Raw genomic sequence first — 13844 nt, forward strand, 5'->3', positions numbered from 1 at the left:
AAGATTGACGATCAAGCGATGGGGGCGCTTTTTCGCGGCGAAAGAGAAAGGAGACCGCATATGTCCGATGGTCTTGAGGGCGTCATCGCCGCCCGTACCGTTCTGTCCGATGTCGACGGCGCCAAGGGCCGCCTGGTGATCCGAGGCTACGCCGTCGAGGATCTCTCGGGCCGCACCCGCTACGAAGAGGCAGCGCACCTGCTGTTCGACGGCTTCTTCGAGGACGCGCCCAGCGATCTGGCGCCGGCTCTGGGCGAGGCCCGGGTTCGCGCCTTCGCCGAGGTCGCCGCGTTGGACGAGGGCCTGGCCCGTCGCGATCCGGTCGAGGCCATGCGCGCGCTGCTGGCCCGCCTGCCCGACGGCGACGACCTGCCGACCGCCCTGCTGTTGATCGCCGCCCCGGCCGTCTTCACGCCCGCCGTGCTGCGCGTCGCTGCCGGCCAGACCCCTGTCGCGCCGGATCCAGCCCTGTCGCACGCCGCCGACATTCTACGCATGACGCGTGGAGCGCCCGCCACCGACGCCGAGGCCGCCGCCCTGGACGCCTATCTGGTCACGGTCTGCGACCACGGCCTCAACGCCTCGACCTTCGCCGCCCGAGTGGTGGCCTCGACCCGCGCGGGCCTGACCTCGGCGGTGCTGGCGGGCCTCTCTGCCCTGAAGGGTCCGCTGCACGGCGGCGCGCCGGGGCCGGTGATCGACATGCTCGACGAGATCGGGACACCCGAGAACGCTCGCCCTTGGCTGGAGAAGGCCCTGGCGAGGGGTGACCGGCTGATGGGCTTTGGCCACCGCATCTATCGCGTTCGCGACCCGCGCGCCGACGCTCTGAAGGCGGCCGTGCGCAAGCTGTCGGCGGCCTCGGGCGGTCTGCCCGGCCGGGTGGCTTTCGCCGAGGCGGTCGAGCAGGCGGCCCTGGCGATCCTGCGCGAGCACAAGCCTGACCGGCCGCTGGACACCAATGTCGAGTTCTACACCGCGCTTCTGCTGGAGGCCCTGGGCCTGCCGCCGTCCAGCTTCACCTGCGTCTTCGCCATGGGCCGCGTCGCGGGCTGGCTGGCCCATGCGCGTGAACAGTTGGCCGGGGGCAGGTTGATCCGGCCGCTGTCGGTCTATGTCGGGCCGGAGGTCAGGGCGGCGGCGTAGAGGCGGCGGCTTAGCCTTCGGCGCGGGGTGCGGTAGATAGGGCTATGTCCCTGTCCGCCGCCTCCCCCGAGATCCACGCCGCCACCCAGCGTGTCGCAATGCTGTCGGTGGCGACGGCGACGATCCTGATCGTCGTCAAGGCCATCGCCTGGCACGCCAGCGGCTCGGTGGCGATCCTGGCCTCGCTGTCGGATTCGGCCCTGGATCTCGTCGCCTCGCTGATCACCCTGTTCGCGGTCCGCTACGCCCAGGCGCCGCCGGACGCCGAGCACCGGTTCGGCCACGGCAAGGCCGAGGCGTTCTCGAGCCTGATGCAGGGCGGCCTGGTCTTCGCGTCCGGGGCCCTGATCGGCCGCGAGGCCTTCCACGCCTTCCTGAACCCGCGACCCGTCGAGCATGGCCTGACCGGGGTTATCGTGATGGTCGTCTCGATCATCCTGACCCTCGGGCTGATCACCGCCCAGACCCGGGTGATGAAGGCCAGCGGTTCGATCGCCATCGCCGGGGACCGCGCCCACTACGCCGCCGACCTGGGCGCCAACGCTGTCGCCCTGGTCGGGATCGGCGCGGCCGCCTGGCTAGGCCTGCCCTGGGTCGACGCGGCGGCGGGCCTGTTCGTGGCGCTGTGGCTGGTGTGGGGCGCGATCGGCGTGTTTCGCGAGGCCTCGAACCAGCTGATGGACCACGAACTGCCCGAGGCGGACCGCGCCCGGATCCTGGCCCTGGCCACGGCCGATCCCCGCATCCTGGGCGTCCACCAACTGCGCACGCGGGCGTCGGGCCCCTACATCCACATGCAGATGCATGCCGACCTGGCCGCCGACATCTCCCTGGCGGAGGCCCACACCATCATGGTCGAGGCCGAGAACCGGCTGCTCGAGGCTTTCCCGGCCGCCGACATCCTGATCCACCCCGATCCGCGCGGTCTGGCCGAGAAGCACGGCGGCCTGTTCTCGCAATCTGTCGAGGGTTGAGTTTTCAGGGGGGGCAGGTACGGAACTTCGTATGAACGACACCCTCGCCCACCTGCCCCGCGCCTTCGCCGGCAAGACCGTGCTGGTCCTCGGCGACGTGATGCTGGACCGCTTCATCTACGGCGCGGTCGATCGCATCTCGCCCGAGGCGCCGGTGCCGGTGATCGCGGTCGAGAAGGAAACCGCAATGCTGGGTGGGGCCGGCAATGTGGCCCGCAATGTCGCGGCGCTGGGCGCCAAGGCGGTGCTGATCGGCCTGGTGGGCCATGACGAGGCCGGCGCGGCCCTGCGCGGCATGATCGACGCCGAGCCGGGCCTGGAGGCCGAGCTGGTCGCCGATCCCAAGCGCCGCACCACCGAGAAGGTCCGCTACATTTCCGGCTCGCACCAGATGCTGCGGGTCGACCGCGAGGATCGCGGGCCCGGCGACGGCGCGGCCCTGCTGGCCGCCTTCAAGGCCCGCCTGGTTTCGGCCGACGTCGTGGTGCTGTCCGACTACGCCAAGGGGGTGCTGACCGCCGAGGTCGTGCGGGGCGCGATCGACGCCGCCCGCGCCGCCGGCAAGCCGGTCATCGTCGATCCCAAGAGCCGCGACTTCGCCCGCTACGACGGCGCGACCCTGATCAAGCCCAACCGCAAGGAAGCCGCCGAGGCCACCGGCATAATCGACAACAGCGACGAGGCGTCCGAGGACGCCGGCGCGGCGATCCTGGCCATGGCGCCGAGCCTGGAAGCCGCCTTGATCACTCGCGGCGGCGCCGGCATGACCCTGGCCGTGCGTGGTCAGGCCCCGGTCCATCTGCCGGCGACGGCGGTCGAGGTGTTCGACGTCTCGGGGGCCGGCGACACGGTGGCCGCGACCCTGGCGCTGGCCGTGGCGGCGGGCGCCAGTCTCGCTGACGCCGCGCATCTGGCCAACCTCGCCGGCGGCCTGGTCGTCGCCAAGCTGGGCACCGACGTCGTCACCGCCGCCGAACTGACCGCCCGCGCCGCTTCGGCCCAGGGCGAGCCGGGCGAGATCAAGATCGCCGACCGCGACCAGGCGCTGCGGATCGTCGAGGGTTGGCGCGCGCGCGGCCTGAAGGTCGGCTTCACCAACGGCTGCTTCGACCTGCTGCACCCTGGCCACGTCTCGCTGCTCTCACAGTCGAAAGCCGCCTGCGACCGCCTGATCGTTGGCCTCAACACCGACGCCTCGGTCTCCAAGTTGAAGGGCCCGGCCCGCCCGGTGCAGAAGGAGCAGGGCCGCGCCACGGTTCTGGCCTCGCTGTCGTCGGTCGACCTGGTGGTGTTGTTCGACGAGGACACGCCGCTGGCGCTGATCAAGGCCTTCCGCCCGGACGTGCTGGTCAAGGGCGCCGACTATACGGTCGAGACGGTGGTCGGCTCGGACGTCGTCCTGGGCTATGGCGGCAAGGTCGTGCTGGCCGACCTGAAGCAGGGTCAAAGCACAACGGCCCTGATCGGCCGCATGAACGACAAATCCTGAGTCGAAACGCCGCGCAAAAGCCTGGATTCCCAGACTAAACGCCGTTCGGCAATCTGTTGTTAAGCAAAGCGGCGCATCGCTCTTTCGATGCAGCCTGAGCACACCTGGGCATGAGCGTCGAACGCACCCTTCACCATTTCCCCCTGGACCCCTCCTCGCGGCAGGTGCGTCTTGCGCTGGGCGAGAAGCGGCTGCCGTTCCTCGAGATCCAGGTCCGCTACTGGGAAATGCCGCCCGAATTCTCCAGTCTGAACCCGTCGGGCCTGCCGCCGGTGCTGGTCGAGACCCGCAATCAGCGCAACCTGGTGGTCTGCGAGACGCGGGCCATTCTCGAGCACATCGAGGAGACGGAGACCGAACCGCCGCTGCTGGGCCGCGATCCCGCCGAGCGCGCCGAGGCCCGCCGCCTGCTGCAGTGGTTCGACCGCAAGTTCGACAACGAGGTCAACGGCTTCGTCCTGCACGAGAAGATGGAAAAGCGCCTGCTGCGCATGGGCGCACCTGATCTGGCCGCCCTGCGCCAGGGCCGCGAGGCGCTGCGCATGCATCTGGGCTATATCGAAGGGCTCCTGCAGACCCGCGACTGGCTGGCCGGCCGGCGCATGAGCCTGGCCGACTTCGCCGCCGCCGCGCACCTGTCGGTCATCGACTATTTCGGCGATGTCCCCTGGAAGGACTTCCCGACCGCCAAGACCTGGTACATGAAGCTGAAGTCGAGGCCGTGCTTCCGGCCGATCCTGGCCGACCGCTGGCCCGGCCTCGCGCCGGCCGCGCACTATGACGACCTCGATTTCTGAACTTTCACCCGACGCCATCAAGGACGAGATCCGCGCCGAGGCCCTGAGCCTGGGCTTCTCGACCTGCGGCTTCGCCGACGCCGCGGCGGCCTGGCCGAACGGCGAGTGGCTGCGTGAGTTCGTCGAGGCCGAGCGACACGGCGCCATGGGCTGGATGGAGGAGACGCTGGACCGGCGCGCTCACCCGACCGCCATGTGGACCGAGGCCAGGTCGGCGGTGGTTCTGGGCGTAAATTACGGGCCCGACGTCGATCCGCTGGAGGCGCTGGCCCGCGCGGACCACGCCGCCATCTCGGTCTACGCCCAGGGCGACGACTATCACGACGTGATCAAGAAGCGCCTGAAGGTGCTGGCCGGTTGGATGCACCGCCGGTTTGGCCAGGACGTGAAGGTCTTCGTCGACACCGCGCCGCTGATGGAAAAGCCGCTGGCCGAGCGCGCCGGACTCGGCTGGCAGGGCAAGCATACCAACCTCGTCTCGCGTCGGTTCGGCTCGTGGCTGTTCCTGGGCAGCGTGCTGACCACCCTGGACCTGCCGCCGGACGCGCCGGAGGTCGATCACTGCGGCTCGTGCAGCGCCTGCCTCGACATCTGCCCGACCAACGCCTTCCCCGCCCCGCATCAGCTGGATGCGCGCCGGTGCATCTCGTACCTGACCATCGAGCTGGCCGGACCGATCCCGACGGAGTTCCGGCCCGCCCTGGGCAACAGGATCTATGGCTGCGACGACTGCCTGGCGGTGTGTCCGTGGAACAAGTTCGCGTCGCTGTCGAACGAGGCGAAGCTTCAGGCTCGCGAGGAACTGCGACAGCCGACGCTGGCCGAGCTGGCGGTGCTGGATGACGCGGAATTCCGGGCGCTGTTCTCGAAGAACCCGATCAAGCGGATCGGCCGAGACCGCTTCGTGCGCAACGTGCTCTACGCGATCGGCAACAGCGGGGACGCGAGCCTGATGGCGGTGGTCGAGCCGCTGCTGCGGGATCCGGCGCTTGTGGTGCGTGGCGCGGCCGTGTGGGCCGCGCGGCGCTTGGTCGGTGACGCCGCGCTGGCGCTCAAAGCGACGGAGGACGATGCGGTCGTCCTCGCCGAGTGGGCCTAGGCCTTCAGCGCCGCTTCCACCGCCGCGCGCGCCGCCGCACCCAGGTCCGGGCGTTTCAACGCCAGGGCCACATTGGCCTTCAGCAGGCCGATCTTGTCGCCGCAGTCGTGGGTGATCCCCTCGTAGACATAGGCGTGGAAGGCCTGGGTCTTCATCAGCTTGGCCATCGAGTCGGTCAGTTGAATCTCGTTGCCCGCGCCCTTTTCCTGCTCGGCCAGCAGGTCGAAGATCTCGGGCTGCAGGACATAGCGGCCGGCGATCGACCAGTTGGAGGGCGCCGTGCCCTGAGGCGGCTTCTCGACCATGCCGGTCATGGTGGCCAGGCGGCCGTCGATCTGGCCCGGGGCGACGATGCCGTACTTGTGCGTCTCGCTGGCGGGCACTTCCTCGACGCCGATGACGTTGCCGCCGCCGACCTTGTCATAGACCTCGATCAGCTGGCCGAGGGCGGAAGGATCGGCGTCGACGATGACGTCGGGCAGCATGACCGCGAACGGCTCGTCGCCGATGATGTCGCGGGCGCACCAGACCGCGTGGCCCAGGCCCAGCGGCTGCATCTGGCGCACGAAGCTCATCTCGCCGGGCTTGGGCAGTTCGTCGCGCAGCTGCTTCAGGATATCGAGCTTGCCCTTGGCCTCCAGCTGGGCCTCGAGTTCGACCTGATGGTCGAAATAGTCCTCGATCGCGCCCTTGGAGCGGCCGGTGACGAAGACGAAGTGCTCGATGCCGGCCTTGCGGCCTTCTTCGACGATGTACGAGAGGATCGGCCGGTCGACGACGTTCAGCAGTTCCTTCGGCGTCGTCTTGGTGCCGGGCAGCACGCGGGTGCCCAGGCCGGCGACGGGAAGAACGGCTTTGCGGACGGGTTTCATGAGCGGCTCGTCTCGATGTTCGGGAGGCTGTTTCTAGAAGGCGTCGCGACCGAACGCCACCATTGTTCGGCGGTTCCCGGAAACCTACCGAGGTGGATTTCGAGGCGGTCCGTGCTAGCTGGACGGCCTGTTTCGTCCGAGGTCCGCCCAATGCAACGCCGCGCTCTGCTTCTCACCCTCGCCGCCGCAGGCCTGACCCTGGCCGCCTGCGGGCCCAGCAAGGAGGCGCAGGAGAACCTCTCCATCGCCGACGCCTTCATGGCCAAGAACGCCAAGGAACCGGGCGTCGTCACCCTGCCCCAGGGCTTGCAATACAAGGTCGTGCGCGAGGGACCGCAGGGCGGCCAGCACCCGACCCAGGCCGACGAGGTCAAGGTCCACTACGAGGGCAAGCTGCTGGACGGCACGGTGTTCGACAGCAGCTACGAGCGCGGCGTGCCGGCGGTGTTCCCGCTGGATGGCCTGGTGCCGGCCTGGATCATCGCCCTGCAGCGGATGAAGGCCGGGGACGAATGGATCCTCTACGTGCCGCCGGCCCTGGGCTATGGCGCGGAAGACAAGGGTCCGATCCCCGCCAACAGCGTGATGATCTTCCGCATCGAGCTCCTGGGCGTGAACCGCCTGGGCCCGGGCAAGCCGAAGGAATAGTCGGAGATAGATGCTCCCCTCTTGGGGGAGCTGTCGCGGAGCGACTGAGGGGGCTAATGCGGCTTAGGCCGCGCTGCCCCCTCCGGCCCTCTGGGCCACCTCCCCCGAGGGGGAGGATCTTCAGGTCAAACCACCCGCGGCGGGTAACCGCTCTCGCGCAGCGCATCCATGACTTCCTGGGTGTGCTGGGCGTCGCGGGTCTCGATGGTGATATCGAACTCCGCGCCCTTGGCCGGGACGTCGAGGGCCAGCCGGTTGTGGTTCACCTCGATGATGTTGGCGCCCATCGACCCGATCACGTGGGCCACGGTCGACAGCAGCCCCGGACGATCGTCGCCGATGATCCGCAGGCTGATCAGGCGCTGGGCGCGGACCAGTTCGCGGGTCAGCACCGAGGCCAGCAGGCGGGTGTCGATATTGCCGCCGCACAGGATCAGGCCGCACTTCTTGCCCCGGAAGCGTTCCGGATAGGCCAGCAGCGCCGCCAGCGACGCCGCGCCCGCGCCTTCGGCGATGGTCTTCTCGACGTTGCAATAGAGCGCCACGGCCTGCTCGATGTGCGGCTCTTCCAGCAGCAGCACGTCGTCGATCAGCGGGCGGGCGACGCCATAGGTCAGGTCGCCGACCTTCTTGACCGCCACGCCCTCGGCGATCGTCTGGCCGCCGCAATGGGCCGCGACACCGCGCATCTTGGCGGTGAAGGACGGATACATCGCCGGCTCGCAGCCGATGATGTGGATGTCGGGCTTGAGCGCCTTGGCCGCCGTGGCCACGCCGCTGATCAGGCCGCCGCCGCCGATCGGCACGGGCAGGACTTCCAGGTCCGGCTCGTCCTCGAGCATCTCCAGGGCGATCGTGCCCTGGCCGGCCATGATGTCGTAGTCGTCGAACGGGTGGACGAAGGTCAGGCCCTGCTCGTCGCGCAGCTTGCGGGCGTGGGCGTTGGCGTCGTCATAGGTCTCGCCCTCGATGATCACCGTCGCGCCGAAGTCGCGGGTGTGCTGCACCTTCACGAACGGCGTGGTGCGGGGCATGACGATGGTGACCGGCACGCCGAGACGGGCGCCGTGATAGGCCAGGCCCTGGGCGTGGTTGCCGGCGCTGGCGGCGATGACGCCCTGCTTCTTCTCGGTTTCCGAGAGCAGCATGAGCTTGTTCAGCGCGCCGCGCTCTTTGTAGGCGGCGGTGAACTGCAGGTTCTCGAACTTCACCCAGACCTCGGCGCCGGTGATCTTCGACAGGGTCTTGGAGTGGCGGCACGGCGTGCGCTCGATCTGACCCTTCAGGCGGCCGGCAGCGGCTTGGATGGCGGCGAGGTCGAGGGTCATGGTGTCCACATCTGTCGCGGCGAGAACGAGCCGTGGCGCGGCCTCTAACACGGCCAAGCCCTCTGGGCACGTCTCTTAAGGCGCTTCGTTCAGCAGGTTTTCTATCGCCGCCCACGCTTCCGGTTCGGTCAGCATCGGGGCGTGGCCGACGCCGGGGACCTCGGCATAGGCCATGGAGGGGGCGGCGGCGCGCATGCGCTCGGCGATGGCCGGGTCGACCAGGTCCGAGATCGCGCCGCGCACCAGCAGCAGCGGGCGGTCCTTGGCCAGCGCCCGGAACAGCGGATACATGTCGGGCGGGGCCAGCGCCGCGCCGCCATCCGCCTCGGTCTTCGCGGCCATTTGGGCTGCCGCTTCCGCCGCCGCCTTGATCGGGGCGGCGATGTCGGGGTCACAGGCCAGGACGAAGCCGCCCTCCTGCTCGTCGAACAGGCGGCGGGCGAAGACGTCCCAGTCCTCCGCGCCATAGGCGGGGAAGGCCGTTTCGTTGATCGCCTTGGCGTAGGCGACAGCCTCGTTCCAGGTCTCGAACCGGCTGGCCCCGCCGGCATATCGGGCGATGCGGGCCAGGCCCACGGGCGACAGCTCGGGGCCGACATCGTTCAGCACGGCGGCGGCGATGGCCTCGGGCTTGAACGAGGCCAACACCATGGTGATCAAGCCGCCCATGCTGGTGCCGACGAACACCGCCCGCTCGATCCCGGCCGCGGCGAGCAGCGAGACCACGTCGGCGGCGTAGGTCCCCGGATGATAGTTCATCGGGTTCGGATCCCGCGCCGACAGGCCCCGGCCGCGCACATCGACAGCCAGGACACGCCGGCCCGTAGCGGCGATGCGCGGCGCCAGGTCCTCAAAGTCGCGGGCGTTGCGGGTGAGGCCGTGGATGCAGATCACCGGCAGCTTCTGGGTCTCGCCGCCAGAAACGCCCATTGGGCCGTAGTCCCGCGCGTGCAGCGGCAGGCCTTCGTGCGAGGTCCAGAAGAAGTCGGTGAACGGGGTCATCGTCAGCCTTGGTAGATGAACGGCGAGTCGATCTCGGCCAGCAGCGGCGCGGCGTTGTCGCGGTCGTTGGCGGTGATCTCCGACACCGGGATCGGCCACTCAATGCCGAGCGCCGGATCGCTCCACCGCACCGCCCCCTCGGCGGCCGGGGCGTAGTAGTCGGTGACCTTGTAGAGCACCTCGCAGGCGTCGGTCAGGGTGACGTAGCCGTGGGCGAAACCCTTGGGGACCAGCAGCTGCTGGCGGTTCTCGGCCGACAGTTCGGCCCCGACCCAGTGGCCGTAGGTCGGCGAGCCTTTGCGGATGTCGACCGCCACGTCGAAGATCGACCCGACCACGCAGCGCAGCAGCTTGTCCTGGGCGTGCGGCGGCCGCTGGTAGTGCAGGCCGCGCTGGATGCCGCGCGTGGTCGAGCGGACGTGGTTGTCCTGCACGAAGGCGGCCCTAAATCCAGCCTCCTCGAGCGCCGACTGCCGGAAGGTCTCGGAAAACCAGCCGCGCTCATCGCCATGGCGCGCGGGCGTGATAAGCAGCACTTCGGGGATCGCCAGCGGCGTGATCTTCATGACGCGTACTTCGCTTTTTGGAACTAACGAACCACCGATGCCGCCTGACACGATGGAAGACAAGACCGGCCCGGCGGTCAGCGTGGTGATCGTCTCGTACCAGAGCGGCCCGACCCTGGCGCCATGCCTGGCCCGTCTGGCGGCCCAGACCTTCCGTGATTTCGAGACGATCCTGATCGACAACGCCTCGACCGACGGCGCGCCCCAGGCGGCGGCGAAGGCCCATCCATGGGTCGATTTCGTCGAGGCGGGCGCCAATCTGGGCTTCGCGGCCGGCAACAACCTGGCGGCCCGGCGGGCCAAGGGGCGCTGGCTGGTCCTGCTCAATCCCGACGCCTATGCCGAGCCCGACTGGCTGGAACAGCTGATGGCCGGGGCCGGGCGTCATCCGACCGTGAAGAGCTTCGCCTCGCTGCAGCTGTCGGCCGACCAGCCCGGCCTGCTGGACGGGGCCGGCGACAATGTCACCAGCGCGGGCATACCGTTCCGGGGCGGGTATGGCCGAAAGCAGCCGGCGAACCTGCCCGAGGGTGAAGTGTTCTCGGCCTGCGGCGCGGCCATGCTGATCGACCGGGCGCTGTTCCTCGAGGTCGGCGGCTTCGACGAACGCTACTTCTGCTACTGCGAGGATGTCGATCTGGGCTACCGCCTGCGGCTCTTCGGTCAGCCAACCCTGCTGCTGCCCAAGGCCAAGGTCGCCCATGTGGGATCGGCCAGCACCGGTGTCCGCTCGGACTTCTCGATCTTCCACGGCTCGCGCAACCGGGTCTGGACCTTCGTCAAGAACACGCCGGGCTGGCTGTTCCCGGTCACCCTGCCGCTGCATGTGGCGGTGACGGCGGGCCTGCTGCTGCTCCACTGGCGGCGCGGCGACGTCGCCCCGGCCATCCGGGGCATCAAGGCGGCGCTGAAACGGGAGGACCTCGACGAGGTCCTGGCCGACCGCCGCGCGATCCAGGCCAGGCGCAAGGTCTCGCCAAGCGCGATCCTGCGGGTGATGTCGATCGATCCCGCCGCCTTCATCGGCCGGCGGTTCGTGATCCGCAAAGCGCGCGGGCTCTAGACCGACAGGTCCTCGATCAGCCGGCGCATGAAGGCCGCGCCGCGCTGCATCTGGCTGATCTCGACATATTCGTCCGGCTGGTGGGCCTGGTCGATCGAGCCGGGACCGCAGATCACCGTCGAGAAGCCCGCCCCCTGGAACTGCCCGGCCTCGGCGGCGTAGGGCACGACCCGCGCGGGGCCGTTGTCGCCGGCCAGCTTGCGGGCAAAGGCCTCGGCGACGCCGTTTTCCTCGGGCGCGAAGGCTGGGGTCAGCGAGCGGCGCTCGACCAGCACGCCGCCTTCGGGGGCCTTGGCCTTGATCTGGGCGTCCATCGCGGCCGCGACGGCGAAGAAGTCGGTCAGCAGGCCCAGCGGGTCCAGGCCGGCCGGCGTGCGCAGGTCGAAGATGAACACGCACTCGCGGGCCAGGATGTTGACGGCGGTGCCGCCATTGACCTGGCCGATGGTCAGGGTCGCGCCCTTGGGCATGAAGGGCGAGGTCGGGTCGGCCTCGCGCTCGAGCTTCTCCGAGAGCTCGACCAACATCGCCATGAGCTTGATCGCGACCATGTTGGCCGAGACGCCCAGATGGGTGAGGCTGGAATGGGCCTCACGACCGGTGACCGTGACCTTGAAGCTGGCGATGCCCTTGTGCGCGCGGACGGCGACCATGTCGGTGGGCTCGCCAACCACGACCAGCGCCGGGCGGGGCAGGTCGGTGGCGATGACCTCGATCATGTCCGGCGCGCCCAGGCAGCCGACCTCCTCGTCATAGGAGAAGGCCAGGTGGACGGGCTTGGACAGCGTCGCCTTGGCCAGGTCCGGCGCGGCCGCCAGGGCCAGGGCCAGGAACCCCTTCATGTCGCAGGTTCCGCGGCCATAGAGCCGGCCGTCGCGCTCGGTGAGCACCCAGGGGTCGCTGGACCAGGGCTGGCCGTCGATCGGCACCACATCGGTATGGCCGGACAGCACGATCCCGCCTTCGACGGCGGGGCCGATGGTGGCCATCAGGTTCGCTTTCGTCCCGTCCGCGTTCGGCACCCGCCGCGAGGGGATGTCGAGATGGGCCAGATAGGCCTCGACCCACTGGACCAGCTCCAGGTTCGAGCGGCGCGAGGTGGTGTCGAACGCCACCAGGGTCGCGAGGATGTCGACGGCGCGGTCGGACAGGACTTCGGATGAGGAAATCATGCGGGAAACCTAGACCCGTTCTCCCTGCCTCGCCTACCCGGGCGCAGCAAGATCGCGCTCCCATGCGTTGTTGATCGCGAAAAGCGCAGCCGAAGCGTTCCTGGGAGACGCCCCGTGATCGACCTCTACACCTGGACCACGCCCAACGGCCGCAAGGCCTCGATCATGCTGGAAGAGGTCGGCCTGCCGTATCGGGTCCATCCGGTGGACCTGTCCAAGGATCAGCAGTTCGAGCCGAACTTCCTGGCCATCTCGCCCAACAACAAGATCCCGGCCATCGTCGACAACGACGCCCCCGGCGGACCTCAGGCCGTGTTCGAGAGCGGCGCGATCCTGGTCTATCTCGCGGAAAAGACCGGTCAATTCCTGGCGCCGGAGGGCTCCGAGCGCTGGGCGGCGCTGGAATGGACCTTCTGGCAGGTCGGCGGCCTCGGGCCCATGGCCGGACAATACGGCTATTTCGCCATCCGCGCCGAGGAGAAGATCCCAGCCGCGATCCAGCGCTTCGGCGGCGAGGTCATGCGCCTGCTGGGCGTTCTGGACCGGCGGCTGAACGACCATCCCTGGATCGCCGGCGAGCACTATTCGATCGCTGATATCGCCAGCTACAGCTGGGCCAAGGCGGTGATCGACGCCATGGCCAAGGCCGACCCGAACAGCGATCCCGGCGTGCCCGCCGTCGAGAATTGGCTCGCGGTGATGGGCGCCCGTCCCGCCGTGCAGCAGGGCATGGCCGTGCCTAAGGTTTAGGAAAACTCCGGCTGGCCGGGGAAAATCAACCTCGCCTCGGGCGTTCGAACGCTTTTCTTCGGCGGCGCTGTTCTCTAGAGGGAACGGACCATGATCCTGACCCTCTCCTGCCCCGACCAGCGCGGCATCGTCGCCAAGGTCTCCGCCTTCCTGTTCGAGCGCGGCTGCAACATTCTCGACGCTCAGCAGTTCGACGACCAGGAGACCGGTCAGTTCTTCATGCGCGTCGTCTTCGACGCCGATGGCGTGGACCACGACGGCCTGCGCGGTGAGTTCGGCGACCTGGCCACGGCGCTGAAGATGAAGTGGTCCCTGCGCGCCCGCGCCGAGCGCTATCGCGTCCTGCTGCTGGCCAGCAAGTTCGACCACTGCCTGGCCGACCTGGTCTATCGCTGGCGCATCGGCGAGCTGCCGATGGATATCGCCGGCATCGTCTCCAACCACCCGGCCGAGACCTATGAGCACGTCGACCTGACCGGCCTGCCCTTCCATCATCTGCCGGTGACCAAGGAGACCAAGTTCGAGCAGGAAGCCGACCTCTGGAAGCTGATCCAGGACACCAAGACCGACATCGTCGTGCTTGCCCGCTACATGCAGGTGCTGTCGGACGGCCTCTCGGCCAAGCTTCAGGGTCGCTGCATCAACATCCACCACTCGTTCCTGCCGGGCTTCAAGGGCGCCAAGCCCTATCACCAGGCCCATGCGCGGGGCGTGAAGGTCATCGGGGCCTCGGCCCACTACGTGACGGGCGACCTGGACGAGGGCCCGATCATCGAGCAGGACGTCGAGCGCATCAGCCATCGCGACACGCCCGAGGACCTGATCCGCAAGGGCCGGGACATCGAACGCCGCGTGCTGGCGCGGGCCCTGCGTTACCGCCTGGAGGACCGCGTCCTGCTGAACGGCCGCAAGACGGTGGTGTTCACGGACTAAAGGTC

General features: G+C 68.9%; 14 protein-coding genes. 9 read left to right on the forward strand and 5 right to left on the reverse strand.

Annotated elements, in window-relative coordinates; translation table 11 throughout:
• The first annotated feature begins 60 nt into the window (after nucleotides 1-60).
• From AC1RRV_RS07295 to queG, 5 genes are all read left to right on the forward strand, one after another.
• Nucleotides 61-1146, forward strand: coding sequence for a citrate synthase/methylcitrate synthase (locus AC1RRV_RS07295; RefSeq protein ID WP_492858928.1), 1086 nt, complete (start codon nucleotides 61-63; stop codon nucleotides 1144-1146).
• Between the two features lie 44 nt (nucleotides 1147-1190).
• Nucleotides 1191-2120: a cation diffusion facilitator family transporter gene (locus AC1RRV_RS07300; protein ID WP_492858929.1), complete on the forward strand. Its 930-nt coding sequence runs from the start codon at nucleotides 1191-1193 to the stop codon at nucleotides 2118-2120.
• 31 nt (nucleotides 2121-2151) lie between these two features.
• The gene (gene rfaE1, locus AC1RRV_RS07305; protein ID WP_492858930.1) at nucleotides 2152-3609 is read left to right on the forward strand and encodes a D-glycero-beta-D-manno-heptose-7-phosphate kinase; all 1458 of its coding nucleotides are present in this window, start codon (nucleotides 2152-2154) and stop codon (nucleotides 3607-3609) included.
• A gap of 110 nt (nucleotides 3610-3719) precedes the next feature.
• Nucleotides 3720-4406, forward strand: a complete 687-nt coding sequence (fzlA, locus tag AC1RRV_RS07310) for an FtsZ-binding protein FzlA (RefSeq protein WP_492858931.1) — start codon at nucleotides 3720-3722, stop codon at nucleotides 4404-4406.
• Complete coding sequence (gene queG / locus AC1RRV_RS07315) at nucleotides 4387-5505, forward strand: tRNA epoxyqueuosine(34) reductase QueG (RefSeq protein WP_492858932.1); 1119 nt, start codon at nucleotides 4387-4389, stop codon at nucleotides 5503-5505. Before fzlA ends, queG begins: the two co-directional genes overlap by 20 nt.
• On the opposite strand, the gene AC1RRV_RS07320 is transcribed toward queG, so the two are convergent.
• Nucleotides 5502-6377, reverse strand: coding sequence for a UTP--glucose-1-phosphate uridylyltransferase (locus AC1RRV_RS07320; RefSeq protein WP_492858933.1), 876 nt, complete (start codon nucleotides 6375-6377; stop codon nucleotides 5502-5504). The two genes, queG and AC1RRV_RS07320, sit on opposite strands and share 4 nt — an antisense overlap.
• A gap of 150 nt (nucleotides 6378-6527) precedes the next feature.
• Here AC1RRV_RS07320 and bamJ point away from each other — a divergent pair, with 150 nt between their 5' ends.
• The gene (bamJ, locus tag AC1RRV_RS07325) at nucleotides 6528-7025 is read left to right on the forward strand and encodes a BamJ family beta-barrel-assembly machinery protein (RefSeq protein WP_492858934.1); all 498 of its coding nucleotides are present in this window, start codon (nucleotides 6528-6530) and stop codon (nucleotides 7023-7025) included.
• Nucleotides 7026-7150: 125 nt separating this feature from the next.
• Here bamJ and AC1RRV_RS07330 read toward each other — a convergent pair whose 3' ends face one another.
• From AC1RRV_RS07330 to rfbC, 3 genes are all read right to left on the reverse strand, one after another.
• Nucleotides 7151-8353 carry a threonine ammonia-lyase gene (locus AC1RRV_RS07330; RefSeq protein WP_492858935.1) on the reverse strand — a complete coding sequence of 401 codons (1203 nt, stop codon included), beginning with the start codon at nucleotides 8351-8353 and terminating at the stop codon, nucleotides 7151-7153.
• A 75-nt stretch (nucleotides 8354-8428) separates the two neighbouring features.
• Nucleotides 8429-9355, reverse strand: a complete 927-nt coding sequence (locus AC1RRV_RS07335) for an alpha/beta fold hydrolase (protein ID WP_492858936.1) — start codon at nucleotides 9353-9355, stop codon at nucleotides 8429-8431.
• Nucleotides 9356-9357: 2 nt separating this feature from the next.
• The gene (rfbC, locus tag AC1RRV_RS07340) at nucleotides 9358-9921 is read right to left on the reverse strand and encodes a dTDP-4-dehydrorhamnose 3,5-epimerase (RefSeq protein WP_492858937.1); all 564 of its coding nucleotides are present in this window, start codon (nucleotides 9919-9921) and stop codon (nucleotides 9358-9360) included.
• Nucleotides 9922-9958: 37 nt separating this feature from the next.
• On the opposite strand from rfbC, the gene AC1RRV_RS07345 reads away from it, so the two are divergent.
• A complete protein-coding gene (locus tag AC1RRV_RS07345; RefSeq protein ID WP_492858938.1) occupies nucleotides 9959-10984 on the forward strand; it encodes a glycosyltransferase family 2 protein in 1026 nt (341 codons plus the stop codon).
• Here the strand turns inward: AC1RRV_RS07345 and argE are convergent.
• The gene (argE, locus tag AC1RRV_RS07350) at nucleotides 10981-12156 is read right to left on the reverse strand and encodes an acetylornithine deacetylase (protein WP_492858939.1); all 1176 of its coding nucleotides are present in this window, start codon (nucleotides 12154-12156) and stop codon (nucleotides 10981-10983) included. The two genes, AC1RRV_RS07345 and argE, sit on opposite strands and share 4 nt — an antisense overlap.
• 114 nt (nucleotides 12157-12270) lie before the next feature.
• Here argE and AC1RRV_RS07355 point away from each other — a divergent pair, with 114 nt between their 5' ends.
• Together AC1RRV_RS07355 and purU are read left to right on the forward strand one after the other, a co-directional pair.
• Nucleotides 12271-12906 carry a glutathione S-transferase N-terminal domain-containing protein gene (locus AC1RRV_RS07355; protein WP_492858940.1) on the forward strand — a complete coding sequence of 212 codons (636 nt, stop codon included), beginning with the start codon at nucleotides 12271-12273 and terminating at the stop codon, nucleotides 12904-12906.
• A 90-nt stretch (nucleotides 12907-12996) separates the two neighbouring features.
• Nucleotides 12997-13839 carry a formyltetrahydrofolate deformylase gene (gene purU / locus AC1RRV_RS07360; protein ID WP_492858941.1) on the forward strand — a complete coding sequence of 281 codons (843 nt, stop codon included), beginning with the start codon at nucleotides 12997-12999 and terminating at the stop codon, nucleotides 13837-13839.
• Nucleotides 13840-13844 lie beyond the last annotated feature (5 nt).

This window comes from Caulobacter sp. GW821-FHT11E10 (assembly GCF_058808375.1).